Source organism: Pseudomonas sp. COR18, assembly GCF_048568395.1.
GTDB classification, from domain to species: domain Bacteria; phylum Pseudomonadota; class Gammaproteobacteria; order Pseudomonadales; family Pseudomonadaceae; genus Aquipseudomonas; species Aquipseudomonas fuscovaginae_B.
The window spans coordinates 1,003,985-1,027,856 of the sequence record NZ_CP183808.1 but is presented as its reverse complement, the minus strand read 5'-3'; the positions used below and the strand labels follow the sequence as shown (position 1 = coordinate 1,027,856).

The window sequence follows — 23,872 nt, the reverse complement described above, 5'->3', positions numbered from 1 at the left end:
GCTCGCGGTGAACCACTCTCTGTTCTGTGAGTGTTTTCCGATATCCAGGCCGGGACATTCAACTACAACGAAAAAGCCCCGGCTCTTGCGAGTCGGGGCCTGCACACACTACTGAAGTTTCTGAGTTTACAGTGTCGGGTAGTCGATGTAGCCGACCGGACCCTTGCCGTAGAAGGTTTCCGGGTGCGCTGCGTTCAGCTCGGCATCGGCCTTCAGGCGGGCCGGCAGGTCCGGGTTGGCGATGAACGGGACGCCGAAGGCCACCGCGTCGGCCTTGCCTTCGGCCAGCCAGGCATTGGCACTGTCCTTGGTGAAGCGTTCGTTGGCGATGTAGGTGCCGCCGAACGCCGCTTTCAGCTGTGGGCCGAGGCTGTCGTCGGCTTCCTTCTCCCGCGAGCAGATGAAGGCGATGCCACGCTTGCCCAGTTCCCGGGCGACGTAGGTGAAGGTTTCCGCGAGATTGTCGTCGCCCATGTCATGGGAGTCGGCACGGGGAGCAAGGTGTACGCCGACCCGGCCGGGGCCCCAGACTTCCACCACGGCGTCGGTCACTTCGAGCAGCAGGCGGGCGCGGTTTTCCAGGGAACCGCCGTAGTGGTCGGTGCGCTGGTTGGTGCTGCTCTGCAGGAACTGGTCGAGCAGGTAACCGTTGGCGGCATGGATTTCCACGCCATCGAAACCGGCAGCCTTGGCGTTTTCCGCACCGACGCGAAAGGCCTCGATGACGTCGGCGATCTCGGCGGTTTCCAGGGCGCGTGGAGTCGGGTAGTCCGCTTGCGGACGAACCAGGCTCACGTGGCCCTTGGGCTGGATCGCGCTCGGTGCGACCGGCAATTCACCGTTCAGGTACGACGGGTGGGAAATTCGCCCCACATGCCACAGTTGCAGGAAGATCCGGCCACCGGCGGCATGCAGGGCCTTGGTCACGTTGGTCCAGCCGCGGACCTGGTCGTTGGACCAGATGCCGGGGGTGTCGGGGTAGCCGACGCCCATCGGTGTGACCGAGGTGGCCTCGCTGAGGATCAGCCCGGCGGAGGCGCGCTGTACGTAGTATTCGGCCATCAGCGCGTTCGGCACACGGCCTTCGTCGGCCCGGCAGCGGGTCAGCGGAGCCATGACGATGCGGTTCGGCAGTTCGAGATCGCCCAGTTTGATCGGATCGAAAATAGTTGCCATGGGTACAACCCTCTTGATGATTAGTTGCTAGCTGGAACCAGTTCGGCGGGGCCGTTCTGGCGAAAGGTGATCAGGGTCACCAGCAGCGCGAGCACTGCCAGTGCGCTGGCGGCCAGGGGCACGCTGGTGAGGCCCAGGCCATGGGCGATGACACTGCCGCCGACCCAGGCGCCGAGAGCGTTGCCGACGTTGAAGGCGCCGATGTTCAGGGTCGAGACCAGGTTGGGGGCGGCCTGGCCGTAGGTCACCACGTTGACTTGCAGCGCCGGGACGGCGGCGAAGCAGGCCGTGGCCCAGAGGAACAGGGTGAGCTCGGCGGGAATGACCAGCACGCTGCTCCAGGTCAGGGCGGTCGCCAGCACGGCCATGGCGATGAACACGCCGATCAGCGTCGCGGCCAGGTTGCGGTCCGCCAGTTTGCCGCCGAGGATGTTGCCGAGGGTCAGGCCCAGGCCCATCAGCACCAGGGTCCAGGTCACGCCCCGTGGTGACACGCCGGTGACTTCGCCGAGCAGCGGCGCGATGTAGGTGAACAGGGCGAACACGGCGGCGGAGAACAGTACGGTCATGCTCAGCGACAGCCATAGGCCGGCGCCCTTGAGTGCGCCGAGTTCGGCGCGCATGTCGAGTTTTTCCTCGTCGTGTTTCACCGGCAGGAAGCGGATCAGGCCGATCAGCGCGATCACGCCGATGACAGTCACCGCCCAGAAGGTCGAGCGCCAGCCGGCCTGTTGCCCCAGGGCGGTGCCCAGCGGTACGCCGAGCACGTTGGCCAGGGTCAGGCCGGTGAACATCAGGGCCACGGCGGAGGCACGCTTGTCCGGTGCCACGAGGTTGGCGGCGACGACCGAGCCGATACCGAAGAAGGCACCGTGGCACAGGGCGGTGATGATCCGTGCCAGCATCAGCACGTTGTAGTCACTGGCCACCGCGCAAAGCAGGTTGCCGACGATGAAGATCCCCATCAGTACCACCAGGGCCGCCTTGCGTGGCAGCCGCGAGGTGGCCATGGCCATGAACGGTGCGCCGATCGCCACGCCCAGAGCGTAGCCGGTCACCAGCCAGCCGGCACCGGGAATCGACACGCCGAGGTCGGTCGCCACATCGGGCAGCAGGCCCATGATGACGAACTCGGTGGTGCCGATGGCAAAGGCGCTCAGGGCCAGGATGAGTAGCGGGAGGGGCATCGTATGCGATCCTTTAGAGCTCTTGGCTCATGATGCGGAGGAATTCCTGGATGGTTTCCTCGTTGCGTTTGAAGAAATGCCACTGGCCCGCCTTCTGGCTGCTGATCAGACCGGCCCGCTGCAGCGTCGCCAGGTGCGCCGACACGGTCGACTGCGACAGGCCGCAGCGTTGGTCGATCTGCCCGGCGCAGATACCGTACTCGTGGTTGTGCAACTGGTCGGGGAACTGGGCTTTCGGGTCTTTCAGCCAGTGGAGGATGTCTCGGCGTACTGGGTGCGCCAGCGCTTTTATTATTTCGTCGAGGTCGAGGGTCATGGCGGTGTCTCAGGGGTGATAAAACGGTATATCGCGATGGGGCGAAATATAAATCGCTATTTCGCGATATACCAATATGATTTTGCTCTGTGTTCAGCATGAATCGCTATATCGGGTTATAACGATACAGAGGTGGCGAGTGCTAAGCTGGGAGCCATGAACTATCTCGCACATCTTCATCTGGGCGGACAGCACCCGGAACAACTGCTCGGCAGCCTCTATGGCGACTTCGTCAAGGGGCGCGTGGAGGGGCAGTTCACGCCTTCGATCGAGGCTGCGATCCTGTTGCATCGCCGGATCGATGTCTTTACCGACAGCCATCCCCTGGTGGACCAGGCGCTGTCGCGTTTCGAGCTGACCCGTCGACGTTATGCCGGGATCGTCCTGGATGTGTTCTTCGACCATTGCCTGGCGCGGGACTGGGCCCTGTATGCCGAGGGGCCGCTGGAGGGTTTCACCGCCGGGGTCTATCGGGTGCTGGCGCGTGAGCCGCGCCTGCCCGGGCGCCTGGCGCAGATCGCGCCTTACATGGCGGCGGATGACTGGCTCGGTTCCTATCGCCATTTCGAGGTGCTGGGGCAGGTGTTGCGGGGCATCTCCCGGCGTTTGTCACGACCGGAGGAACTGGTCCATGCGATGGGGGAACTGGAGGCGCTGTACGAACCGTTGAGCGAGGACTTCCGACTGTTTTATCCCCAGTTGCAGATCTTTGCGCAGGAGCATCGGATCGGCACCATCCTGTAGGAGCAGGCGGTGCGGCGATCCGACTTGCCCGCGAAGGCGACCGTGAGAACGGCAAAAGCTTCGCGGGCAAGCCCGCTCCTACAGGTTGTTTGGCGTTCTCGGGACGGCGGGTGTCACCCCAGCGAAAGCGTCTTCGAAGGCGCCGAACGGTCAGGCGGCTTCCGCCTCGCTGGTGGCCACTGGGCGCGCTACCGGACGTTTCACTTCGGCGGCCTCGCCGAACAAGGCCATCTGTACCGCCTGCTGGGCCTGGAAGGCCAGGGACGCACGTTCCTGGCCATTGCAGGGGATCGGCTGCAGCAACTGGATTTCCACCTCGCCCTGGTCATTGGAGAACAGGCGCATCAGATGCGACAACAGGTCGTCGTCGCCAATGAACGGGGCCAGCTTGTCCGCCTGCCCATCGCGGGTGTAGCGGATCGCTACCGGTTGCAGCGAAACGCCCGCATCGATGGCCGCCGACAGCAGGCGACCATGGAACGTCCGCAGGGAGCGGCCGTCGGTGGTGGTGCCTTCCGGGAACATCAGCAGCGGATGGGCCTGCTCCAGGTGACGGGTCATCTGCTTGCGCACCAGTTGGCTGTCGCCCGAACCCCGGCGGATGAACAGGCTGCCGGCCTTCGCCGCCAGCCAGCCGGCCACCGGCCAGGTACGGACTTCGGCCTTGGACAGGAAGGACAGCGGGGCCAGTGCGCCGAGCAGGGCGATATCGGTCCAGGACACGTGGTTGCTGACCCACAGCATCGGTTGCGTCGGCAGCTTGCCGCGGACCGTCACGCGAAAGGGCAGGGCATGACTCAGCCGCGCCATGAAGAACCGCGACCAGCTCTGGCGACGCGCCATCGAATTGGCAATCCCCAGGCGCTCGAAGGCACCGAACACGCTGGCCATGCTCAAACCCAGCGCCACCACCAGCAGGACCCGGGCGATCCGAACGTACACCCGCAGCCGCCTCATTACACGGCCGCCTTGAAGTGCCGGGCGTAACGCGGGCACAACTCGTCGCGCTTGAGCAGGATGAATACATCGGCCACCTGGAAGTCTTGGTCCCAGCACGGCTCGCCGCAGATCTTCGCGCCCAGGCGCATGTAGGCCTTGAGCAGCGGTGGCATTTCGGCGATGACGTTGCCGGGGATATCCAGGGTCGGCAGCGGTTTTTTCGGTTCGGCGCGCAGGTGTTCGGTGCTCAGGTAGCGTTCGCGCAGGCGCTGCATGATCGCCTGGGCCTGGATACCGCCATCCTGCATCGGGATGCTGGCGCAGCCCATCAGGTAGCTGTAGCCACCCTCGTTGAGCACTTCGGCCAGTTCGCCCCAGAGCACGGCAATGGTGCCGCCGTTGCGGTAGGCCGGGTCGACGCAGGTACGGCCGATTTCCAGGATCGGGCCTTGCAGGTGGCCGAGGCCATGCAGGCTGAATTCCTCTTCACTGTAGAAACGCCCCAGGGTGTTGGCGGCCTTGTGGTCGAGCAGACGGGTGGTCGCCACCAGGCGGCCGCTGTTCAGGTCGCGCACGCCAATGTGGCTGCAGTGCACATCATAATCATCCATGTCCAGGCCGAGCTCGGCGCCTTTCAGCTTGGCATTGAATTCGCCGCTGAAAACGTTGAAGCGCAAGGCCTGGGCTTCTTGCAAGGCCGCGGCGCCCAACAGGCGTTCGGCTTGCAGGCGGCGTTCATTGCCGGTGTCGCTGATGCGGGCGATCTGAGTCATGACGCGTCTCCGGTTGCCGGCCAGGGTTGCGGCCAGTCGACTTTGTTGTGCAAAGTCAGGCTATGTAGCCCCGGTGTCATCGCCATGAAGCTTTGGTGATGCTTATATGACAGCCTCCCAGGAGCCCGCCATGCCTTGGTCCTTCCTGCTCGACCCGCCTCAACGCCAGCCCGTGCCCACCGATCTGGCGGAAGGTTACGCGCAGTTGCTCGACACCCTGGGCACGGTGACGCCGTTCGAGCTGGCGGTGCGTGGCGGTCATGTCATGGCTACCCCCGGCCTGGCGTTCCTGGTGGGGTACCAGGCCGCGTTGCGCATGCTCTGGCCCAGCGCTCCGGGCAGCCTCGGCGCGTTGTGCGCCACCGAGCAGCGCAGCCTGCGTCCGGCCGACATGCAGACGCGAGTCGAAGGCTTGCGGCTTTGCGGGCGCAAGGATTTCGTCACCGCCGGCACGGCCGCCGACTGGCTGCTGGTGGCCGCGCGCAGTGAGGAGCAGGGCGAGGCGCCACGGCTGAGCCTCGTGATCGTCTACCCCGGCGAACCCGGTATCCGCCTGGAGAGCCTGCCGGCCCTGCCACTGATGCCGGAGATCGGCCACGGCCGGGTGCATTTCGACCAGGCCGCCTGCGAGCGTCTGGCCGGCGATGGCTGGGAGGCCTATGTCAAACCGTTCCGCACCCTGGAGGACATCTATGTGCTCGGCGCGCTGACGGCCTGGTTGCTGGGTGTCGGCCAGCACGGCGACTGGCCGCAGGCCCTGCAATTGCGCCTGCTCGGCCTGTTGGCCGGGTTGTCCGAAGCCAGCCGGCAAAACCCGGCGGCAACGGCGGGGCACGTCCTGCTCGGCGGGCTGTTCGCCCAGTTCGATGGGCTCAAGGGCGAACTGGATGAGGCCTTCGCGGCAGGTCCGCCAGCGTGGCGGGAGATGTGGCAGCGCGATCGCGGTGTGCTGGACATTGCCGCGGGCGCCCGGGCCAGGCGCCTGGCGAAGGCGTGGGCGGGCGCGTGAGCGGAACTGTCATCAGGTTCCGCTAGACTGGTCCAAAGCTATTTCTGCGAGTTCGCCCAATGTCCAGGGGTTCGACCGTTCTTGCGGTTTTCCTGCTGTGTGTCACCGCCATCGCCCGTGCCGAGAGCTGGCCTGGTGCTCAATGGGTGTCAGGTCCGCAGGCCGCCGGCCCTGCTGTCGAGGCCCTGCAGGCCTATGCCTTTGCGGCACGGGATGACAGCAGCCGAAAAGGCGTGCGCACCGATGCCCTGCTGGTGATCCGGCACGGACAGATCGTCTACGAGCGTTATGCCGGGCCGACCCGTGTCGATACGCCGCACCTGACCTGGTCGATCAGCAAGAGCATCATGGCCACGGTCCTGGGCGTCGCCTATGGCGAAGGCCTGTTCCAGTTGCACGATCCGGTGGCGAGGTTCTACCCCGCGTTCCAGGCGCACCCCAGGGTGACCCTGGAGCATCTGTTGAACTGGTCGTCGGGCATCGACTGGCAGGAAGACTATGAATATGCCCCGCTCAATTCCTCGGTGGTGGCGATGTTGTACACCCTCGGTCATGCCGACATGGCCGGCTATACCGCCGCGCAGGCTGAATACGCGGTGCCCGGTCGCTCCTTCCGTTATTCCAGCGGCGACAGCAATGCCCTGGCGGCGGCCCTGCGCGGGATCGTCGGTGAGCAGCGTTACCCGGGCTATCCCTGGACCGCGCTGTTCGATCCGCTGGGCATCCGGGGGGCGGTCTGGGAGCGAGATGGCAGCGGCACCTTCGTCGCTTCGTCCTATGCCTATCTGACGGCCCGCGACCTGGCACGCATCGGTCTGCTGATGGAGCGCGACGGTCGCTGGCAGGACCGGCAACTGTTGCCCAGGGCCTGGGTGGAGTTCAATCGCCGGGCGTTTGCCGGTTACAAGCCGGGGCAGGATGAAGCGGTGGGCGGTGGCCAGTGGTGGCTCAATCGGTCGATCGATGGCGCCCGCAAGCCCTGGCCGGATGCGCCTTCCGACACCTTCGCCGCCCTCGGGCACTGGGGCCAGGCGCTGTACATCATTCCCAGCGCGGGCCTGGTGATCGTGCGGTACGGCGATGACCGCGATGGCAGTTATCGGCACAACGAACTGCTCAGGCTGGCCATGGCGGCTTTCGGGCCGAAGGTGTTGCCATGAGGTCCACCCGCTTCGTTCGTCGTCACCCGTTCATCAGCCTGCTGGTGTTGCTGCTGGTGGCGCTGCTCGGCTGGATCTGGCACGAGCGCGTGGCCCTGCGTGCGTTCCCGCAGATCATCAGCGCCTATACCGCCAAGGAGTATTGTTCCTGCCGGTATGTGATGGACAACACCGTCGACTATTGCCTGGGTTATGTGAAGCAATCGGTGCCGGTCAGTCGCCTGCTGGATGACCCGCGCCAACGCCGGGTCAGCGTCGAGGGTCTGGGGCGCGAGGCCACGGCCGTCTGGGTGAACGAACGCGAAGGCTGCCGGCTCAAACCCTGAACACCGTTTACTGGCGCCCTCTTGGCCGGGTAAGGTGGCGCCTACGTTCAATCAGGAGCTTGCATGCACCGGTCCCGCCTTCTTCTGGCCCTGCTCGGGGTGCTGGCCTTGCCGGCCCACGCCAACTGGTATCTGGACAACGAGTCCTCACGCCTGTCGTTTGTCAGCACCAAGAATGCCGATATTTCTGAAGTCCATCGTTTCCTGACCTTGCACGGCAAGGTCGATCGCCAGGGCGTGGCAACGCTCGATGTCGAGCTGGAGTCGGTCAGCACCGGGATTCCCCTGCGTGATGAGCGCCTGCGGCGCGAGCTGTTCGAGATCAGGCAGTATCCCGAGGCGCAGGTCACTGCGCAGATCAACGTCCAGCCGATCAACGACCTGGCGCCCGGCGCCCAACTGGAACTGCGTCTGCCGCTGGTGGTACGCCTGCATGGCCAGGAGCACAGCTACAACGCCGAACTGCTGGCAACCCGTCTCGATGATCGCCGCTTCCAGGTGGTGACCCTGGAGCCGCTGGTGGTGCACGCCGAGGACTTCGGCCTGCTGCCGGGCCTGGCGCAGTTGCGCAAGCTCGCCGGCCTGTCGGCCATCAGTCTGTCGGTACCGGTGGGTGCGGTACTGATTTTCACGGCGCGCTGAACCATGGCCGGTGCGGTCTTTCCCTGGCGCAGCGACAATGCCTTCGAGCTGTTGATCGACGGGCCGGCGTTTTTTCCGCGCATGCTGGTGGCGATCGCCAGGGCCGAATCCCGGGTCGAGCTGGAACTCTATCTGGTCGAGGCCGGCGAGTGCGCCGATGCGATGGTCCAGGCGCTGGGCCAGGCCGCCGAGCGCGGGGTGCGGGTGCGCTGCCTGTTCGATGACTATGGCAGCCTTGCCTTCACCCTGAGCCTGCGCCGACGGCTGGTTGAGGCCGGTGTCGAACTGCGCTTCTACAACCGCCTGCGCTGGCGCCGCGGGATGCGTAACCTGTATCGCGATCACCGTAAGCTGTTGCTGGTGGACAGCACCCTGGCGGTGGTCGGCGGTACGGGCGTCACCGATGAATTCTGGACCCCGAGGGACGACCGTTTCGAATGGCATGAGGTCATGGTGCAGATCCGCGGTCCGCTGGTTCTCGACTGGCAGTTGCTGTTCGACCGTCAATGGCTGGCCAACGAACAGCGCACGGCCTGGAAACCGTTCGCCGATGTCGGCCTGCCGCGCCTGCCGAGGTTGCCTCCAGCCGGGCAGGGCCTGGGCCGGGTGGCCTATGCCGACGCCCGGCAGCATCGCGATATCCTGCAATCGCTGGTACGCGCACTGAACAGCGGCAAGCAGCGGATCTGGCTGGCAACCCCGTATTTCCTGCCGACCTGGAAGGTCCGGCGTTCGCTGCGCCGGGCCGCCCAGCGCGGGGTTGACGTGCGGCTGCTGCTGACAGGGCCGCGTACCGACCACCCCTCGGTGCGTTACGCCGGCCATCGCTACTATCCGCGCCTGCTGAGGGCCGGCGTGCGGATCTTCGAGTACCAGCCCTGTTTCCTGCACCTGAAAATGGTGCTGGTCGACGACTGGGTCAGCATCGGCTCGTGCAATTTCGATCACTGGAACCTGCGCTTCAACCTGGAGGCCAATCTCGAGGCCCTTGACCCATCCCTGACCGCGGCGGTCACGGCCAGCTTCGTCGCCGACTTCGACCTCAGCCAGCCGGTCAGTCTCGCCGACTGGAAGAAGCGGCCGCTGTGGCGTCGGGTCAAGCAGCGGGTATGGGGCTGGATCGACCGCCTGGTGGTGAACGTACTGGACCGACGCAACTGATCGTTGTCACTTCGGGGTATTGCGACGGGTTGACCTGGGATAGACTCCAGGCTATCCCTCCTCCTGCCGCGGAGCCTTCTATGACCCCTTCGTTGCTCATGGCCGTTCTCGCCTCGGGTTTCATTTATGGCATCACTCCAGGCCCTGGTGTGCTGGCGGTGTTCGGCATCGGTGCGGCGCGGGGACGACGGGCCGGGGCAGGGTTCCTTTGCGGTCATCTGCTGGGCGACGTGATCTGGTGCGGCACGGCTCTGGTCGCGATCGTCGGGGCGCGGGAAATCGGCAGCGGCGCCTTCGATGTGCTCGGTGTCATCAGCGGCCTCTACCTGTTCTGGCTCGGCTGGCGGGCGTTGCGCAGCCGCCGGGTCAATGGTGAAACGCCCCAGGGTGCGGCCCGGCAGCCGTTCTGGCACGGCATCCTGTTCGGCCTGACCAATCCCAAGGCCTACCCGGTGGCGGTCGCGACCTTTACCGCGCTGCTTTCCAGCCGTGCCGAACTGCTGACCTGGTCGATGCTGCCGGGGCTGATTTTTCTCAGTTTCCTGGGCGGGGTCGCGGCATACGCTATTCTCATCGGTGTCGTCGGTGCGCAACGGGTGCGGGTGTTGTACCAGCGACATGAATTGACGATCACGCGTTTGTGTGGGGTGATGTTCATCGGCTTTGCCATAAATGCACTGACTCACGCGTTGCCGGGGTTGTTGCCGAACAGGGCTTGAGTCGACGGCGCGGGGCAGGACGCCGGGATATTCCAAGGGACAGATACTGACGCTTAATTTTTCGGGCGATGTCTTCCTGATGGAAAGCAGAACTGTCACACCGGTCTCCAGCTTTTTCGACCTGCTGCTCGATGCGGTGTGTGCCGTCGACGTCGAGGGGCGCTTCGTGTTCGTCAGCGCCGCTTGCGAGCGGATCTTCGGCTACACCCCGGCCGAACTGATCGGCACTTCGATGATCGAGCTGGTGCTGCCTGCCGACCGTGAGCGCACCCTCAACGCCGCCGCGCAGATCATGGCCGGCGAGCCCAAGCCGCATTTCGAAAACCGCTACGTGCGCAAGGATGGCCAGGTGGTGCATATCATGTGGTCAGCGCGCTGGTCGGAGGTCGACCAACTGCGCATCGCCGTTGCCCGGGATATCACCGAGCTCAAGCTGGCCGAGGCGAAGCAGGCGGCGCTTTACGCGATTTCCGAGGCCGCCCATGCGACCGAAGACCTGTTGGCGCTGTTCGAGCGGGTGCACCAGATCGTTGGCGAGTGGCTGCCAGCGCAGAGTTTCTGTGTGGCGCTGTACGACGGTGCGCGTGACCAGTTGAGCTTTCCCTACCACATGGACGACCGCCACACGCCGTGCAACGTCGATAGTCATTGCGCGCAGATCGTGCGCAGCGGTCAGCCGTTGCTGTACAACGAAGCCGAAGCACCTTGCCTCGGTGTTCCCCTGGCCTCGCAGAACGGCATCATCGGTGCGCTGTTGGCCAGGAGTTCGGCGGGGGAGCGTTATACCGGGCACGACCAGGACCTGCTGCAATTCGTCTCCGCCCAGGTGGCGGCGGCCATCGAACGCAAGCAGTTGCATGCCCGGCTGCAGTACATGGCCCGTTATGACCAACTGACTCACCTGCCCAATCGCGGCTTTCTGCAGGAGCGCCTGAAGGCGGCGCTGAGCAGGGCGCGCCGGGAACAAAGGCAACTGGCATTGCTGTATGTCGACCTGGACAAGTTCAAGCAGGTCAACGACAACTTCGGCCATGCGGTCGGCGACCTTCTGCTCCAGGAGGTCGCGCGGCGCCTGCAGCAATGCGTGCGTGAAACCGACACCGTGGCGCGGATCGGCGGCGATGAATTCGTCATCCTGCTGGAACAGTTGCACCTGGGCGAATCGGCGGCGCAGGTCGCCGACAAGATCCGCAGCCTGCTCAACGAACCGATGATCTGGGACGAGTGCGAACTGAGCATCATGCCCAGTATCGGCATTGCCCTGTATCCGGAGAACGGCGAGGAGGCGCAACAGCTGTTCAAGCACGCGGATGAAGCGATGTATGGGGTGAAGCGTGGAGTGCGGGTGCACTGAACAGCGCTGCTTGGATCTCGGCCTGGCGAGGCTGTCCAGTTCGAGGGAGCAAAGCCTGAGCGCGCGCAATGGCTGCCGTTCTCAGGCTTGATGCCTCTTCAGGGCTTCGGTTTTCCAGCCTGGTCCTTGCCTCGACCTATACGAAACAGTTTGGACACGGCATTGCGCAAGGTGTTGTCGACGACGCCAAGGGCACGACGTCCCGGTTCATCGGGGCGGCCGTTGAATGACGTGACATGGAAGTATTCCTTGTCATCGTCGTCAGGCGATTCCTTGGAGAAGTAGTAGTTGGAGACACAGCAACGTGGCCCCTCCACCTGTACCTTGCTCACCGAATGCCAGGAGTATTTGTTCGTTTCCATCACGACCAGACGGTTGAACTTCGAAACCAGGGTTTTCTGTACCTTGACCTGTGGGTCCCAGAGTTCAAAGTTCCCACCGTTCTCCAGAGACCAGTCCGGCGCCACGTAGTAGAGCAGGTTCAGCCGGCGGTACAGGGCTCGGGCGGCATCATGGCTGTTGTCGATATGCGGGTTGAGGAAGTCGCCCTTGAACATCATCGACAGGCCCCCGGCGTAGAGGGTCGGATCCGGCAGGATGCCTTCGATGCCCACCAGTTCGGCAATCCTGCCCACGACTGATGGATGCTGTATCGCGAAGGTGATCGAACTGAGTATCTCGGGATGTTCGGCCAGGTTGCCGAGGGTTTTCTTTTTCTCGCGGAATGACTGTCTGTCGAAGAAGCCATCGGCATTTTTCGGGAAGGCATCGTAGATCTGTTGAGCCATATCGTCGGAGAGCAGCCCGTCGATGATGAAATGACGGGTCTGGGTACCTTGCGGGTTGCTCCATTGGCTTTGGATGTCGGCGCTCAGCTCGTTCAAGCGTTCAACAATAAGAGCTGCAATTTGAGGGGCGTCCATTCAGCGGATCCTGGGCTCAGGTGAAGAAAGGTTTTACGTGGGAGCGATTTTCCCTGGATTCGCAGTGAATGCCAAAGTGAAATCAGGGTTGGGCTGAAGAATACTACGACAGACTGATCGTGGGTGAGGATGAGGCGGTTAAACGCCAATCCGGAGCAGCGATCAAAATCTGTCCATAAAAAAACCGGCCTCTGTGGGCCGGTTTTCAGTCTTCATCGCCACTGTGGGCAACGTCGGACCTGATGCGATCTGGAGCGGGTAGAGGGAATCGAACCCTCAACTAAAGCTTGGGAAGCTTTCGTTTTACCACTAAACTATACCCGCTTTTTACATGTCTCTCTGCTCACCGAAGCGGCTTGTCCGAACGAAAACAGGGGTTATCAGTTCGGACCGCTTGCGTGATGCCATTTCATGACACCCGCTCGGGTGGCCACTTTGTACCAGATGTTGCCGCGCAATTGAAGTTTTTCTTTGAAAATCTGTGTTTTAGCGGATGTTTCAGCTGCGAACCGCACCGGGGCTGATCACGGGCAAACGGCTGCAGGCCGGGGTGTTCCTGGCCGACCGTTGCCCGTGACCGGGCCTGCTCACATGGCTTGCGCATGGTGCTCCTGGACGTACCGGTAGTAGCGCGCCCGGCTTTCCTGGTGGCTGGGCTTGAGAAAGCCGAGCAGCGCTTGACGGGTGTCACGGCAGGCGGACTTGTGCTCCATGTCGAGGAAATGGCCGGCCGTGGCAATGGTGCTGAAGTGGCTCTGGCGCACATGCCTGCCGAACTGCCGGGCATCCTCGGGCGTGGTGTACTCGTCCCATTCGCCGTTCACGAACAGGACCGGGATGTCGATCCTGCTCGCCGACTTCAGGCAGCCCTGGCGATCGCTTTCGAGCACTTCGCGGATGTGGAAGTGCATCTGGCCATATTCATGCTCGGCCAGGCTGCTGACATGCCGAAAGTTGAAGCGCTTGAACAGCGATGGCAGATGTTTGCCGATGGTACTGTTGACCAGTTGGGCGACCTGGGCGCGGTCACAGGCTCCCAGGTGTTGGACGCCACGCTCCAGGTAGTCGCGCATCGGCTCGTTGATCACCGGCGAAAACGAGCTGATCACCGCCTTCTCGATGCGCCGTGGCCGTTCGGCCAGGGCGACCAGGGTGGCGGCGCCGCCCCAGGAGAACGACATCACGTGCTCGGCGGCGAAGTGGTCTATCAATTCCAGCAGAATCTGCCCCTCGATTGCCCGGGTGAGCATCTTCTCGTGGTGGTTGTGCGGCCGGGACCGGCCGGCGTAGGGCTGGTCGTAGCACACGACGTTGTACTGCGGGTGCAGGTTTTTCACGGTCTGGGCAAATGACGCAGTCGTGGCCATCGAGCCGTTGACCAGGATAATGGTCTTTTCCGCGGCATCCGCGCGATAGAACTCCGTGTAAACCCGATACTGACCCTGTATATCCAACACAGCGATTTCTGGCGTCATGTCAAAGACTCCTGGCAAGCGGGTATGCGCGCAACTGACTGTGCACGAGATATATGACAGGTAGGCATTTGCCTGGAATTTTCAGCCCATGCCGGTCCGGTGACGCGCTGGCCGGCGGGTGTTGTTATAGGCGGGCAATCGGTCGGAAAGCCACGGCTGGCAAGCCCTGGCGCCGACGAAAAGTTTTTTGCAGCTAGGCGGTGACCTGTCAGTCATTTTTTGGCTGACGGACTGATTCAAGCAGTGGTCCGGCGATTTCGCAAGGAGCGATTTGGCATAAGCGCCTCACTTCTGCTCAACGGTAGGTGACTCAGACCAGGGCGATTTCCTCGGCCGTCAGCGGGCGGTATTGCCCGGGGGCGAGCGCGTCGTCGAGCACCAGCGGACCCATGCGTTCGCGGTGCAGGCGCAGGACCTTGTTGTCGAAGTGGCCGAACATCCGCTTGACCTGGTGATAGCGGCCTTCGACGATGCTCAGCCGGGCGCTGCGCGGCCCCAGTCGTTGCAGTTCGGCGGGTTGGGTGGTGAGGTCTTCGAAGGCGAAGTACAGGCCTCGGGCGAACGTCTCGGCGTACTGCGCGCCGATCTCCTGCTCGGTTTCCACGTAATAGACCTTGGGCAGCTTGGTCTCTGGCCGGGTCAGGCGCCTGGACCACTGGCCGTCGTTGGTCAGCAGCATCAGGCCGGTGGTGTTGAAGTCCAGGCGCCCGGCGATGTGTAACTCGTCGACATCCGGTTCCTCGAGCAGGTCGAGCACGGTGCGGTGCTGCGGGTCGCGGGTCGCGCTGACACACCCCGTGGGTTTGTGCAGCATGAAATAGCGTGCCGGGCGGCCGGCCTGCAGGACCTCGTCGTCCACCTCGACCCGGCTGAATTCGCGCACTTCGTGGTGTGGATCAGCGGTGACCAGTCCGTCGACCCGTACCCGCCGTTCCGCCAGCAGCAGGCGGACCTGCTGGCGATTGAAGCGGGGCAGGTTGCTGAGGAATCGGTCCAGGCGCATGGAGGGATGATCGCGGGAAAACGGGCCGGCATTCTACGTCATGATGGCGGCTGCTGCTTCAGCTGTTCATCCACCTGGGCGCAGCGCGGGCACAGGCAGGCGGCGTTGCGCAGTTCGGCGGGCAGGGCCTCGAGCACGGCCGGGTCGATCCTGACGCTGTAGCACCAGCAGGGCCGGGTTGCGGTGCGCGGATCGGCCAGGGTGCAGTCATTGCGCGCACCGCAGGCGGGGCAGAGGCTGGCGTCAGGCATGGGCGGGGATCGCCACGTCGCTGCAGACACGGTTGCGCCCACTCTGCTTGGCCCGGTACAGCGCCTGGTCGGCGCGGGCCAGCAGGGTGTGCAGGGTATCGTCGGTGTGCAGTGAAGTCAGACCGATGCTGACGGTCAGGTGCAGGCTCTTGCCGTTGTAGCCGTAGCGTTGCTGTTCGATGTGCTGGCGAATCTTCTCGGCGATCAGATGGGCGCTGGCGCTATCGGTGTCCTTGAGCAGGACGATGAATTCCTCGCCACCCCAGCGGCAGATGATGTCCGACTGGCGCAGGCAGCTTTCCAGGTGTCGGGCGAAGCCGCTCAGCACCACGTCGCCGGCCAGGTGGCCATGGCTGTCGTTGAGCTGCTTGAAGTGGTCCAGGTCCAGTAGCAACGCGGTCAGCGGCTTGGGCTCGCGCTGGGCCTCGTTGAGGGCCTGGGCCGCCAGCAGGTCGAAACCGCGACGGTTGGGCAGGCCGGTGAGGCTGTCCTGGGTGGCCAGGGCCTGGATCTTGCGCTGGTAGCGATGTATCACGCGATTGAGCAGGGCCAGGACGATCAGGGTCACCACCAGGCAGATCAGCAGGTTCAGGTACAGCGACTGGCGAATGCCGCTGAGGGCGCCGTCCTCGCGCTTGTCGACGAACAGGTACCAGTTCAGTTCCGGAATGAAGCGCACATTGAGGAAGTGCTTCTTGCCGTCCGGCTCGGCGTATTCATAGCTGCCGTCGTGGGGCTTGGGCAGCTTGGCCTGCAGGTTCTGCAGGCTTTGCAGATGGTTCAGCGACTGGCCGACCCGGGCGCCCTCGGGGCCGCCGTCGGCACCGGTGAGCACCAGGCGGCCGAAGTTGTCGACGAAGTACACGCTGCGCTGATAGCGCTGCTGGTACTTGTCGATCAGCTTGACCACCGCGTCGACCGTCAGGCCGACTCCGGCCGCGCCGATGAAGTTTTCCTGGTAGTCGAACACCTTGTAGTTGATGAAGAACGTCAGGCTGTCATGGTTGGCCATGTCCGGGTCGACGTTGATCTCGTAGGGTTCCTTCATGTCCCGCACACGGAAGTACCAGAGGTCGCGTGGCTCGTTGCTGCGCACTTTTTTCAGCACGCCCTTGGCCTGGTAGTAGGTCAGGTTGCTGTTGGAAACGAAGAAGGCGGTATAGGCGCCGTAATGGGTCATGACCTCGTTGAGGTAGCGGGTCATCTGCTGCGGGTCGCGCTCACCGGCCATGACCCAGTCGCGCAGGAAGGTGTCGCGGGCCATCATCGAGGAAATCAGGATGGGCCGCACCAGGTCCTTCTGGATCTCCGAGTAGACCGTGTCGGAGGTCAGCGGCAGTTCGGTATTGATGATGCCGTCGCGGATCGAGGCCCGCGAGGCGTAGTAGCTGAGCAGTGAGGTGGCCAGGAAGCCGCAGCCGAGCAGAGCGATCAGTGTCACGACCAGGGAGCGTTGCGAGTAGATCACGGAGCGAAACGGCATCACGATTCCATCGGCGGGTGTGCGATGGACGCATTCTAGTGCGGCCTCTGGAAAATAACCGCTCAATTTTGACGGCTATCCGCGGCTGTCGAGGCGACCCCTGTCTGCTGAATGCTTCCTTATAGGCCGCGACGGTCTACGCTGCTGGCAGATCAACAGGAAGGGGGACTGCACCATGGGGTTGGGTTTGATTCGGGCCTTGTCGGGCTGTCTGATGATGCTGTTGTGCCTGGGACCGGTGCTGGCGGCGACCGCGTCGGACGATCAGGCGCCGGCGGCCAGGGCCCTGCTGGAAAAGGCCCTGGCCTATTACCGCGAGCAGGGCGACAAGGCGTTTGCCGCCTTCAGCCGCCAGGGCGAGTTCGTCGACCAGGATCGTTATGTCTTCGTGGTCGATACCCACGGGGTGATGCTGGCCAGTGGCGGACCGTCCTCGGCGCTGATCGGCCGGGACGTTTCCGAGGTGCTCGGTGCGGATTTGCGCGAGGCGTTCAAGGCCGCGCTGAACACGCCGGAAAACGCTGGAATCCGGGAGGCCGAATATCGTTGGCGGAACTGGAAGGATGGCAAGGTCGAGCGCAAGCGGGTGTTCTACCAGCGGGTCGGCGAGCGCATCCTGGCGGTCGGCTACTACCTGCCCCGGGCGTCGGCGCAGGAGGCCAGGGCATTTCTGGCCCGGGCGGCGACCGAACTGGACAGGGACCGCCAGGGGTTGCTCGATGAGATCAACGCCCTGCCGGGCGGTTTCCTGCAGGATGACCTGTATGTCTTCGTGGTGGATCTCAAGACCCGTCGATACCTGGCCCATGGCACCAATCAGCGTCTGGTCAATACCGATTTCGCCAAGGTCCGGGACCCCGACGGCAAGCCGGTGGGAGAACCGATCCTGGCGTTGATGAACAGGCAGGCGGAGGGCGAGTACGAGTATCGCTGGAAGAACCCGGTGACCGGCAAGGTCGAGAACAAGCACACCTACCTCAAGCGGGTCGGGCAGGTGCTGGTGGCGGTCGGGTACTACCGCCCCTGAAGTCGAGTCTATCGACTGACCCGGGTGGGAGCCGGCTCCCACCCGGGGCGACCCCGGACTGGCGTCCGGCTCGGAACCCGGCTTGCCGGCGAATACGTCCTCAAGCCCTGCCCAGGAGAGGCCATCGCCACAAGCCGATACCAGAGCCCCTTCAGCGGGCCTTGTCCTCCCGCCCACGCAATACCCGGTTGGGCATGGCGATCGCCGCGGCCAGCCCGAGCAGGGCAACCCCGGCGCTGATCAGCAGCAGATGGCGGAAGGTCAGCAGCAACTCGGCCCGCAGGGCTTGCCGGGCCGGACCGGCGGCGTTGAGTCCGTCGAGCAGGGCATTGCCCGCGCTGCCTTCGCCGAGCACCGCGCCGCTGGCCAGATGGGTCAGGCCCGAGCCCTGCACCAGGGCCAGCAGCAGCGCCGACATCAGCGCCACGCCCACGGCGCCACCCAGTGAGCGGAACAGGTTGGTGGTGCTGGTGGCAACGCCGATATCGCGCTGTTCCACCGAGTTCTGGGTGCCCACCAGCGAGGTCGGGAATTGCAGGCCGCCGGCAATGCCGCACAGCAGCATGAACAGGCCGCTCAGCAGCACCGCCTGGGGCGCGGTAAAGGCCATGCCGAGAATGGCCAGCGGCATCAGCAGCGCGCCACTGAGGATCAACGGCTTGTAGTAGCCGGTTACCGAGGTCATGCGCCCGGCGAAGTAGGCCCCCATGGGCAGGCCCATCGCCAGCGGCAGCAGGTGCAGTGCCGCACTGTCGGCACCGGCGCCGGTCACGCTCTGCAAGCGCAGCGGCATCAGCACGGTCAGCGAGATCGCCTGAAAGCTGGTGAAGAAGACCGTGCACCAGCACAGCACGGCATTGCGGTTGAGGAACAGGTGCATCGGCAGCAAGGGTTCGAGGGGGCGTCGTTCGTGCAGGACGAACAGCGTCAGGCCGACTGCGGCAATGGCCAGCAGCCCGAGCACATCGCTGTCGCTCCAGTGGTGGCCCTGGCCGATCCGGGTGATGCCCAGCAGCAGGGCGGTCAGGCCGATGACCATCAGCACCGTGCCGAGGTAGTCGATGATCGGCTTGCGCTGCGGCACCGGCAGCCCGACCAGCACCCGGTGGGCGACCCACCAGGCCGTCAGCCCCAGCGGCAGGTTGATCAGGAACACCCATCGCCATGACAGGTATTGGGTCATGTAGCCGCCCAGCACCGGGCCGGCGACGCTGGCCAGCGCATACATGCTGCTGAAGTAGCCCTGGTAGCGACCGCGTTCCCGCGGCGGCACGACATCGCCGATGATCGCCTGGCTGACCGAAACCATGCCGCCGGCACCGATGCCCTGAATGATCCGCGCCAGCACCAGTTGCTCCATGCTCTGGGCCAGGCCGCAGAACAGCGAGGCCAGGGTGAACAGGCCCATGCCGAACAGCATCAGCCGGCGGCGGCCATAGAGGTCACCGAGCTTGCCGTAGATGGGCACGGCTACGGTCATGGCGACCATGTAGCCGGAAATCACCCAGGCCAGCAGGCCGACATCCTTGAACTGCGCGGAAATGGCCGGCATCGAGACCGCAACGATGGTCTGGTCGAGGGCACCGAGGAAGATCGCCAGCATCAGGGCGATCAGTAGGCTGCGAATCGCCGGCTTCGTCTGGCCGGGCTGATTGAGGTTGGTCACGGTATAACCTGCACGCGGAAGTGGGCCCGCACTCGGGCGGCTGCGCCGGGTGCGGGAATGCGTGTCAGTTTACTCGATAGCTTGCTATTCGATAGCCTCATACGGAAGGCCGACGTAATTTTCCGCGATGGTCCGACGCCCGGCCTCGGAGCTGACGAAGTACTCCAGTTCGGTCTGCTGCAAGCGTTGGCTGAAGGCATCGGTATCGGGGAAACGATGCAGGATCGAGGTCATCCACCAGGAGAAACGCTCGGCTTTCCACACCCGCCGCAGGCAGATCCGCGAATACTGTTCCAGCAGCTCGCTGCGCCCTTCGCGGTAGACCTTGAGCAGGATATTAAACAGCGTGCTGACGTCGCTGGCCGCCAGATTCAGCCCCTTGGCGCCGGTCGGCGGAACGATGTGGGCGGCGTCGCCGACCAGGAACATCCGGCCGTACTGCATGGGTTCGACCACGAAGCTGCGCAGCGGCGCGATACTCTTCTCGATCGACGGACCGGTGACCAGGCCTCGGGCCAGGCTGTTCGGCAGGCGCGCCTTGAGCTCCTCCCAGAAGCGCGCATCGGACCAGTCCTCGACCTTCTCGTCGGCCGGCACCTGCACGTAGTAGCGGGTGCGGGTCGGTGAACGCATGCTGCACAGGGCGAAGCCGCGCTCGTGATTGGCATACACCAGTTCCTCGCTGACCGGCGGCGTGTCGGCGAGAATCCCCAGCCAGCCGAACGGGTAGACCCGCTCGAAGATCTTCAGCGCCTCGGCGGGAATCGACTGCCGGGCCACACCGTGGAAACCGTCGCAGCCAGCGATGTAGTCGCAGTCCAGGCGGTGGGTCTGGCCGTCCTTCTCGTAGGTCAGCCAGGGCGCGTCGGTCTTCATGCCGTGGGGCCGGACGTTGCTGGCGCTGTAGACCGTCCGGGCACCCGCAGCCTCGCGGGCGGCCATCAGGTCGCGGGTGACCTCGGTCTGGCCGTAGATCATCACGCTCTTGCCGCCGGTCAGGGTCTTGAGGTCGATATGCACCCGGCGTCCGTCGAACGCCAGCTCGAAGCCGCCATGCACCAGGCCCTCGGCGTCCATCCGGCGATTGACCCCGGCCTGGCGCAACAGATCGACCATGCCCTGTTCCAGCACCCCGGCGCGGATGCGGCCGAGCACGTACTCCGGAGTCTGGCGTTCGATGATCACGGTGTCGATGCCGGCGTTGTGCAGCAACTGGCCGAGCAGCAGGCCGGACGGACCGGCACCGATAATGGCGACTTGAGTTTTCATTGTTGTTCTCTCTGCAAGCTTCACGCGGCGGGCCGGTGAGTAGGTTGTTATGATTTGTTCTTGCATTTTTCGCTTGAAAAATACGCTTTAGAAGGTGAAAACTGCGCCTTTATCGGTACTTTTCAACAATAAGGGCGATTATCGCCCAAGGCTCGTGCACAGATGGAAAAGCCAGTGACGGCACCGATCCCGGTGTTCAAGCTCTACGGAGAGGACCAGGACTGGATCGCCCCCGACCTGTTGCACTGCGAGACCATTCCCAAGCGCAGCCGCCTGCATCATTGGGAAATCCAGCCGCACCGGCATGCCGATCTGTGCCAGTTGCTGTTTCTGAACAAGGGCCAGGCCCGGGTCGATATCGAGGGGCAGCGCACCACCCTGAATGAATCGGCGATCCAGGTTGTGCCGCCCCTGTGCGTGCACGGCTTTCAGTTTTCCGAGAACATCGACGGCCATGTGCTGACCCTGGCCGCACCGCTGGTGGCGCAACTGCAACAGCAACTGGGCAGTTCGCCGGACGCGCTGGCGCTGGCCGCCAGCTACCCGGCGGGGCGCGACCGGGCCTACCTCAACCGCTTGTTCAGTGCCTTGCAGAGCGAATACGCGGCGAACCAGCCGGCGCGGGACCTGCTCCTGCGCTCGCTGGTCAGCGTGTTGCTGGTGTGGCTCAGTCGCCAGGTGATCCGCCGTGAGGCGGCCGGTCAGTCGGCCGGACGAGGGCGCGAGTACCTGAGCCGTTTCAACGGGCTGGTCGAGGCGCATTTTCGCGAGCATCCGACGGTCGAGCAGTTGTCTCACCAGGTGGGGATCTCGGTGGCGCACCTGAACGGCATCTGTCGGGAATGGGCGGGGCAGTCAGCGTTGCAACTGATCCACCAGCGGCTGTTGCTGGAAGCCAAGCGCAGCCTGATCTACACGCGCATGAGCGTCAGCCGGGTGGCGGACGAGCTGGGTTTTGCCGACCCGGCCTACTTCGCCCGGTTCTTCCGCCGCATGACCGGGCTTTCGCCCAGCGCCTTTCGCGCCGGGATCGACCGCTAGGGCCTTACCTCAAGGCACTGAGGCTCGCGGTGTGCGGCACGCAGTGCTCCAGGTTGCAGCTGGCGACGGCGTGGGGCGCCTGCCTGATCTGTTCGACCCGCCAGGCAGCGGTGGCGTACAGAGCCAGTACGGCGCCGATGGCAAGTACGGCGGCACATGTTCTTGTTTTTAGAATATTCATGACGCAGACCTCTGACTGTCGAACCCGGTTCGCGAGAAGTACTGAGTTCAAGATTAGGCCAGTTGCCGCCACTTGCCAGCTTTTCCTCGATCAGAGGTCCTTGTCCCAGGCCGGTGTTTCCGGAAACCGCACCACCAGGAAATCGAGCATGCTGCGCAGCGTTGCCGGCATGTGCTTGCGCGAGGCATACACGGCGTACATGTCCATGGTGCGCGGTTCGGCGTGGGCCAGCAGGCGCACCAGTTCGCCGCTGCGCAGGTATGCCCAGGCCTGGTAGGTGGGCAGCATCGAGATACCGGCACCGGCCATGGCGGCACGTAGCAGGGTGCTGGCCTCGTTCGCGCTGATATTGCCCTGCACCGGGACCGACACCTGCTCGCCGTCCTGTTCGAAGTGCCAGAGGCTCTTGCCGAAGTAGGAATGCGTCAGGCAGTTGTGGCGGCTCAGGTCCTCCACCCGCTGCGGTGCCGGGTGTTCGCGCAGGTAGGCCGGCGAGGCGCAGATCACCGAGCGGCAGACGGTCAGCCGCCGGGCGATGAGGTTCGGGTCCAGGTCGTTGCTGGCGCGGATGGCCAGGTCGATGCGCTCGTCCACCAGGTTGACGGTGCGGTCGAGCATCTGCAGGTCGATGTTGACGCCGGGGAAGCGGCGGACGTACTCGGTCATCGCGTCGGCGAACTGGGCCTGGCCGAACGAGGTGCTGACGCTGATCCGCAGCAGGCCGCGCGGCGCCTCGTCGGGGATGCTCACGGCGGCCTGCATGTCGCCGGACAGCTCCAGCAGTTGCCGGCAGCGCGGCAGGGTTTCAGTGCCGGCCGCAGTCAGGCTCAGCTTGCGGGTGGTGCGATGCATCAGCCGTGCACCGATCCAGTCCTCCAGTTCTGCCAGGTAGCGCGAAACCACCGGGCGTGACATTTCCAGATGGTCCGCCGCCGCCGACTGGCTGCCCAGGTCGACCACTGTGACGAACACCCGCATGGCGGTGAGACGATCCATGATTTGCTCGCTTTGAGAAACAAACTATGTCCCAGCATCGCATTTTTTGTATCGGTTCGGGCAACTAAGCTCTGTCCATCGCCTATCACGGCCTACAGATACCGGAGCGTTACATGATTGGATTCACCTCACTTCGCCGCCTCCTGCTCGCCAGCGCGGTGCTGGGTTTTGCCGCCCACGCGGCCGCCGCCGAGCCGGCGCTGACCCTGGATGTCTACAACCCCGGCACCTCGGCGATTTTCCCGGTCAGTTCGGTACTGGTCAGCGGTAGCAAGGAAGCGGTGCTGGTCGACGCCCAGTTCGGCAAGTCCCAGGCCGAACAGGTGGTGGAGAAGATCCGCGCCAGTGGCAAGCAACTGACCGCCATCTACATCAGCCATGGTGACCCGGACTACTACTTCGGCCTGGACACCCTCACAAGGGCCTTCCCCCGGGCCAAGGTGCTGGCGTCGGCACCGACCGTGGCGCACATCAAGGCCACGGTCGACGGCAAGCTGGCGTTCTGGGGGCCGAAAATGGGAGCTGATGTTCCCGCCAGGACCATCGTGCCGGAGGTCCTCCAGGGCAATCGTCTGATGTTGGAAGGACGCGAGCTGGAGGTGATCGGCCTGGATGGTCCGCAGCCGGATCGCAGCTTCGTCTGGGTCCCGTCGCTCAAGGCGGTGGTCGGCGGCGTGGTGGTCGCACAGAACATCCACGTGTGGATGGCCGACACCCAGTCCGCCCAGTCCCACCGGGACTGGCTGGCGACGCTGCAACGGATCCAGGCGCTGCGGCCGAAGATCCTGGTGCCGGGCCATTTCCTGGGTGACGGCCCGCATACGCTGGCCGCTGCACAATTCACGGCGGACTACATCAAGGCCTTCGACGAGGAAACGGCCAAGGCCAAGGACTCGGCGCAACTGATCGCGGCGATGAAACAGCGTTATCCGAACCTCGGCGAGGAATCCTCCCTGGAACTCAGCGCCAAGGTCGCCAAGGGTGAAATGAAGTGGTGAGCCGGCGCGGCCACTGACAAAAGGGTTCGCGGATCAGGCGTCCTGTTCCCGGA

At 64.1% G+C, this 23,872-nt stretch carries 25 protein-coding genes and 1 tRNA gene; 11 read left to right on the top strand and 15 right to left on the bottom strand.

Annotation, left to right across the window (positions count from 1 at the left end; all coding sequences use genetic code 11):
* Positions 1-126: 126 nt before the first annotated feature.
* The 3 genes from ACM62G_RS04810 to ACM62G_RS04800 are packed head-to-tail and all read right to left on the bottom strand — an operon-like array spanning position 127 to position 2,679.
* A complete protein-coding gene (locus tag ACM62G_RS04810; RefSeq protein ID WP_054058914.1) occupies positions 127-1,176 on the bottom strand; it encodes an alkene reductase in 1,050 nt (349 codons plus the stop codon).
* A gap of 20 nt (positions 1,177-1,196) precedes the next feature.
* A complete protein-coding gene (locus ACM62G_RS04805; protein ID WP_419736773.1) occupies positions 1,197-2,363 on the bottom strand; it encodes an MFS transporter in 1,167 nt (388 codons plus the stop codon).
* Positions 2,364-2,376: 13 nt separating this feature from the next.
* Positions 2,377-2,679, bottom strand: a complete 303-nt coding sequence (locus tag ACM62G_RS04800; RefSeq protein ID WP_054058916.1) for an ArsR/SmtB family transcription factor — start codon at positions 2,677-2,679, stop codon at positions 2,377-2,379.
* Positions 2,680-2,835: 156 nt separating this feature from the next.
* Between ACM62G_RS04800 and ACM62G_RS04795 the strand changes: the two genes are divergently transcribed.
* Positions 2,836-3,423 carry an ACP phosphodiesterase gene (locus ACM62G_RS04795; RefSeq protein ID WP_273826216.1) on the top strand — a complete coding sequence of 196 codons (588 nt, stop codon included), beginning with the start codon at positions 2,836-2,838 and terminating at the stop codon, positions 3,421-3,423.
* Between the two features lie 150 nt (positions 3,424-3,573).
* Here ACM62G_RS04795 and ACM62G_RS04790 read toward each other — a convergent pair whose 3' ends face one another.
* Positions 3,574-4,380, bottom strand: coding sequence for a lysophospholipid acyltransferase family protein (locus tag ACM62G_RS04790; RefSeq protein ID WP_054058918.1), 807 nt, complete (start codon positions 4,378-4,380; stop codon positions 3,574-3,576).
* A complete protein-coding gene (gene olsB / locus ACM62G_RS04785) occupies positions 4,380-5,135 on the bottom strand; it encodes an L-ornithine N(alpha)-acyltransferase (protein ID WP_054058919.1) in 756 nt (251 codons plus the stop codon). Before olsB ends, ACM62G_RS04790 begins: the two co-directional genes overlap by 1 nt.
* 130 nt (positions 5,136-5,265) lie before the next feature.
* Here olsB and ACM62G_RS04780 point away from each other — a divergent pair, with 130 nt between their 5' ends.
* The 7 genes from ACM62G_RS04780 to ACM62G_RS04750 all read left to right on the top strand — a co-directional run bounded on the left by ACM62G_RS04780 (position 5,266) and on the right by ACM62G_RS04750 (position 11,506).
* Positions 5,266-6,144 (top strand): acyl-CoA dehydrogenase family protein, encoded by an 879-nt coding sequence (locus ACM62G_RS04780; protein WP_054063956.1) that lies wholly within the window; start codon positions 5,266-5,268, stop codon positions 6,142-6,144.
* Between the two features lie 59 nt (positions 6,145-6,203).
* Positions 6,204-7,304 (top strand): serine hydrolase domain-containing protein, encoded by a 1,101-nt coding sequence (locus ACM62G_RS04775; protein WP_419736772.1) that lies wholly within the window; start codon positions 6,204-6,206, stop codon positions 7,302-7,304.
* A complete protein-coding gene (locus tag ACM62G_RS04770) occupies positions 7,301-7,630 on the top strand; it encodes a hypothetical protein (protein ID WP_054058921.1) in 330 nt (109 codons plus the stop codon). Before ACM62G_RS04775 ends, ACM62G_RS04770 begins: the two co-directional genes overlap by 4 nt.
* Positions 7,631-7,693: 63 nt before the next feature.
* Entirely contained in the window at positions 7,694-8,272 is a 579-nt protein-coding gene (locus tag ACM62G_RS04765) for a YceI family protein (protein WP_419736771.1), read from the top strand.
* A gap of 3 nt (positions 8,273-8,275) precedes the next feature.
* Positions 8,276-9,433, top strand: coding sequence for a phospholipase D-like domain-containing protein (locus ACM62G_RS04760; RefSeq protein WP_419736770.1), 1,158 nt, complete (start codon positions 8,276-8,278; stop codon positions 9,431-9,433).
* Positions 9,434-9,513: 80 nt separating this feature from the next.
* Positions 9,514-10,152 carry a LysE family translocator gene (locus tag ACM62G_RS04755; protein ID WP_419736769.1) on the top strand — a complete coding sequence of 213 codons (639 nt, stop codon included), beginning with the start codon at positions 9,514-9,516 and terminating at the stop codon, positions 10,150-10,152.
* A 79-nt stretch (positions 10,153-10,231) separates the two neighbouring features.
* Positions 10,232-11,506 carry a diguanylate cyclase domain-containing protein gene (locus tag ACM62G_RS04750; RefSeq protein ID WP_419736768.1) on the top strand — a complete coding sequence of 425 codons (1,275 nt, stop codon included), beginning with the start codon at positions 10,232-10,234 and terminating at the stop codon, positions 11,504-11,506.
* Positions 11,507-11,604: 98 nt separating this feature from the next.
* Here the strand turns inward: ACM62G_RS04750 and ACM62G_RS04745 are convergent, their stop codons facing one another.
* The 6 genes from ACM62G_RS04745 to ACM62G_RS04720 form a co-directional block, all read right to left on the bottom strand.
* A complete protein-coding gene (locus tag ACM62G_RS04745; RefSeq protein WP_054058926.1) occupies positions 11,605-12,429 on the bottom strand; it encodes a 2OG-Fe(II) oxygenase in 825 nt (274 codons plus the stop codon).
* 250 nt (positions 12,430-12,679) lie between these two features.
* Positions 12,680-12,753: transfer RNA gene (locus ACM62G_RS04740), tRNA-Gly, on the bottom strand.
* 263 nt (positions 12,754-13,016) lie between these two features.
* Positions 13,017-13,904 (bottom strand): alpha/beta fold hydrolase, encoded by an 888-nt coding sequence (locus tag ACM62G_RS04735; RefSeq protein WP_419736767.1) that lies wholly within the window; start codon positions 13,902-13,904, stop codon positions 13,017-13,019.
* A gap of 310 nt (positions 13,905-14,214) precedes the next feature.
* Entirely contained in the window at positions 14,215-14,907 is a 693-nt protein-coding gene (locus ACM62G_RS04730; RefSeq protein ID WP_054058928.1) for a pseudouridine synthase, read from the bottom strand.
* 38 nt (positions 14,908-14,945) lie between these two features.
* The gene (locus ACM62G_RS04725) at positions 14,946-15,158 is read right to left on the bottom strand and encodes a cysteine-rich CWC family protein (protein WP_273826207.1); all 213 of its coding nucleotides are present in this window, start codon (positions 15,156-15,158) and stop codon (positions 14,946-14,948) included.
* Positions 15,151-16,641, bottom strand: coding sequence for a sensor domain-containing diguanylate cyclase (locus ACM62G_RS04720; RefSeq protein WP_054058930.1), 1,491 nt, complete (start codon positions 16,639-16,641; stop codon positions 15,151-15,153). Before ACM62G_RS04720 ends, ACM62G_RS04725 begins: the two co-directional genes overlap by 8 nt.
* Positions 16,642-16,816: 175 nt before the next feature.
* Between ACM62G_RS04720 and ACM62G_RS04715 the strand changes: the two genes are divergently transcribed.
* Positions 16,817-17,668 carry a cache domain-containing protein gene (locus tag ACM62G_RS04715; RefSeq protein ID WP_054058931.1) on the top strand — a complete coding sequence of 284 codons (852 nt, stop codon included), beginning with the start codon at positions 16,817-16,819 and terminating at the stop codon, positions 17,666-17,668.
* A 151-nt stretch (positions 17,669-17,819) separates the two neighbouring features.
* Here ACM62G_RS04715 and ACM62G_RS04710 read toward each other — a convergent pair whose 3' ends face one another.
* Both ACM62G_RS04710 and pobA read right to left on the bottom strand, forming a co-directional pair.
* Positions 17,820-19,334 carry an MDR family MFS transporter gene (locus tag ACM62G_RS04710; RefSeq protein ID WP_419736766.1) on the bottom strand — a complete coding sequence of 505 codons (1,515 nt, stop codon included), beginning with the start codon at positions 19,332-19,334 and terminating at the stop codon, positions 17,820-17,822.
* Between the two features lie 84 nt (positions 19,335-19,418).
* Positions 19,419-20,603, bottom strand: coding sequence for a 4-hydroxybenzoate 3-monooxygenase (pobA, locus tag ACM62G_RS04705; protein ID WP_419736765.1), 1,185 nt, complete (start codon positions 20,601-20,603; stop codon positions 19,419-19,421).
* 162 nt (positions 20,604-20,765) lie between these two features.
* Here pobA and ACM62G_RS04700 point away from each other — a divergent pair, with 162 nt between their 5' ends.
* Positions 20,766-21,644, top strand: coding sequence for a helix-turn-helix domain-containing protein (locus tag ACM62G_RS04700; RefSeq protein WP_273826203.1), 879 nt, complete (start codon positions 20,766-20,768; stop codon positions 21,642-21,644).
* Positions 21,645-21,648: 4 nt separating this feature from the next.
* Here the strand turns inward: ACM62G_RS04700 and ACM62G_RS04695 are convergent, their stop codons facing one another.
* Together ACM62G_RS04695 and ACM62G_RS04690 are read right to left on the bottom strand one after the other, a co-directional pair.
* Positions 21,649-21,825: a hypothetical protein gene (locus ACM62G_RS04695; protein ID WP_193394226.1), complete on the bottom strand. Its 177-nt coding sequence runs from the start codon at positions 21,823-21,825 to the stop codon at positions 21,649-21,651.
* Between the two features lie 90 nt (positions 21,826-21,915).
* The gene (locus ACM62G_RS04690; RefSeq protein ID WP_054057986.1) at positions 21,916-22,821 is read right to left on the bottom strand and encodes a LysR family transcriptional regulator; all 906 of its coding nucleotides are present in this window, start codon (positions 22,819-22,821) and stop codon (positions 21,916-21,918) included.
* A 113-nt stretch (positions 22,822-22,934) separates the two neighbouring features.
* Here ACM62G_RS04690 and ACM62G_RS04685 point away from each other — a divergent pair, with 113 nt between their 5' ends.
* Complete coding sequence (locus tag ACM62G_RS04685; RefSeq protein WP_419736764.1) at positions 22,935-23,819, top strand: MBL fold metallo-hydrolase; 885 nt, start codon at positions 22,935-22,937, stop codon at positions 23,817-23,819.
* The last annotated feature ends 53 nt before the right edge of the window (positions 23,820-23,872 follow it).

What these genes read in the sequence shown, in the direction of transcription:
- ACM62G_RS04745 (WP_054058926.1), bottom strand. Translation starts at nt 12,429, where the DNA reads ATGGACGCCCCTCAAATTGCAGCTCTTATTGTTGAACGCTTGAACGAG.
- ACM62G_RS04770 (WP_054058921.1), top strand. Translation starts at nt 7,301, where the DNA reads ATGAGGTCCACCCGCTTCGTTCGTCGTCACCCGTTCATCAGCCTGCTG.
- ACM62G_RS04775 (WP_419736772.1), top strand. Translation starts at nt 6,204, where the DNA reads ATGTCCAGGGGTTCGACCGTTCTTGCGGTTTTCCTGCTGTGTGTCACC.
- olsB (WP_054058919.1), bottom strand. Translation starts at nt 5,135, where the DNA reads ATGACTCAGATCGCCCGCATCAGCGACACCGGCAATGAACGCCGCCTG.
- ACM62G_RS04695 (WP_193394226.1), bottom strand. Translation starts at nt 21,825, where the DNA reads ATGAATATTCTAAAAACAAGAACATGTGCCGCCGTACTTGCCATCGGC.
- ACM62G_RS04735 (WP_419736767.1), bottom strand. Translation starts at nt 13,904, where the DNA reads ATGACGCCAGAAATCGCTGTGTTGGATATACAGGGTCAGTATCGGGTT.
- ACM62G_RS04755 (WP_419736769.1), top strand. Translation starts at nt 9,514, where the DNA reads ATGACCCCTTCGTTGCTCATGGCCGTTCTCGCCTCGGGTTTCATTTAT.
- ACM62G_RS04720 (WP_054058930.1), bottom strand. Translation starts at nt 16,641, where the DNA reads ATGCCGTTTCGCTCCGTGATCTACTCGCAACGCTCCCTGGTCGTGACA.
- ACM62G_RS04790 (WP_054058918.1), bottom strand. Translation starts at nt 4,380, where the DNA reads ATGAGGCGGCTGCGGGTGTACGTTCGGATCGCCCGGGTCCTGCTGGTG.
- ACM62G_RS04685 (WP_419736764.1), top strand. Translation starts at nt 22,935, where the DNA reads ATGATTGGATTCACCTCACTTCGCCGCCTCCTGCTCGCCAGCGCGGTG.
- ACM62G_RS04700 (WP_273826203.1), top strand. Translation starts at nt 20,766, where the DNA reads ATGGAAAAGCCAGTGACGGCACCGATCCCGGTGTTCAAGCTCTACGGA.
- ACM62G_RS04730 (WP_054058928.1), bottom strand. Translation starts at nt 14,907, where the DNA reads ATGCGCCTGGACCGATTCCTCAGCAACCTGCCCCGCTTCAATCGCCAG.
- ACM62G_RS04725 (WP_273826207.1), bottom strand. Translation starts at nt 15,158, where the DNA reads ATGCCTGACGCCAGCCTCTGCCCCGCCTGCGGTGCGCGCAATGACTGC.
- ACM62G_RS04795 (WP_273826216.1), top strand. Translation starts at nt 2,836, where the DNA reads ATGAACTATCTCGCACATCTTCATCTGGGCGGACAGCACCCGGAACAA.
- ACM62G_RS04810 (WP_054058914.1), bottom strand. Translation starts at nt 1,176, where the DNA reads ATGGCAACTATTTTCGATCCGATCAAACTGGGCGATCTCGAACTGCCG.
- ACM62G_RS04780 (WP_054063956.1), top strand. Translation starts at nt 5,266, where the DNA reads ATGCCTTGGTCCTTCCTGCTCGACCCGCCTCAACGCCAGCCCGTGCCC.
- ACM62G_RS04690 (WP_054057986.1), bottom strand. Translation starts at nt 22,821, where the DNA reads ATGGATCGTCTCACCGCCATGCGGGTGTTCGTCACAGTGGTCGACCTG.
- ACM62G_RS04715 (WP_054058931.1), top strand. Translation starts at nt 16,817, where the DNA reads ATGGGGTTGGGTTTGATTCGGGCCTTGTCGGGCTGTCTGATGATGCTG.
- ACM62G_RS04765 (WP_419736771.1), top strand. Translation starts at nt 7,694, where the DNA reads ATGCACCGGTCCCGCCTTCTTCTGGCCCTGCTCGGGGTGCTGGCCTTG.
- ACM62G_RS04800 (WP_054058916.1), bottom strand. Translation starts at nt 2,679, where the DNA reads ATGACCCTCGACCTCGACGAAATAATAAAAGCGCTGGCGCACCCAGTA.
- ACM62G_RS04760 (WP_419736770.1), top strand. Translation starts at nt 8,276, where the DNA reads ATGGCCGGTGCGGTCTTTCCCTGGCGCAGCGACAATGCCTTCGAGCTG.
- pobA (WP_419736765.1), bottom strand. Translation starts at nt 20,603, where the DNA reads ATGAAAACTCAAGTCGCCATTATCGGTGCCGGTCCGTCCGGCCTGCTG.
- ACM62G_RS04805 (WP_419736773.1), bottom strand. Translation starts at nt 2,363, where the DNA reads ATGCCCCTCCCGCTACTCATCCTGGCCCTGAGCGCCTTTGCCATCGGC.
- ACM62G_RS04750 (WP_419736768.1), top strand. Translation starts at nt 10,232, where the DNA reads ATGGAAAGCAGAACTGTCACACCGGTCTCCAGCTTTTTCGACCTGCTG.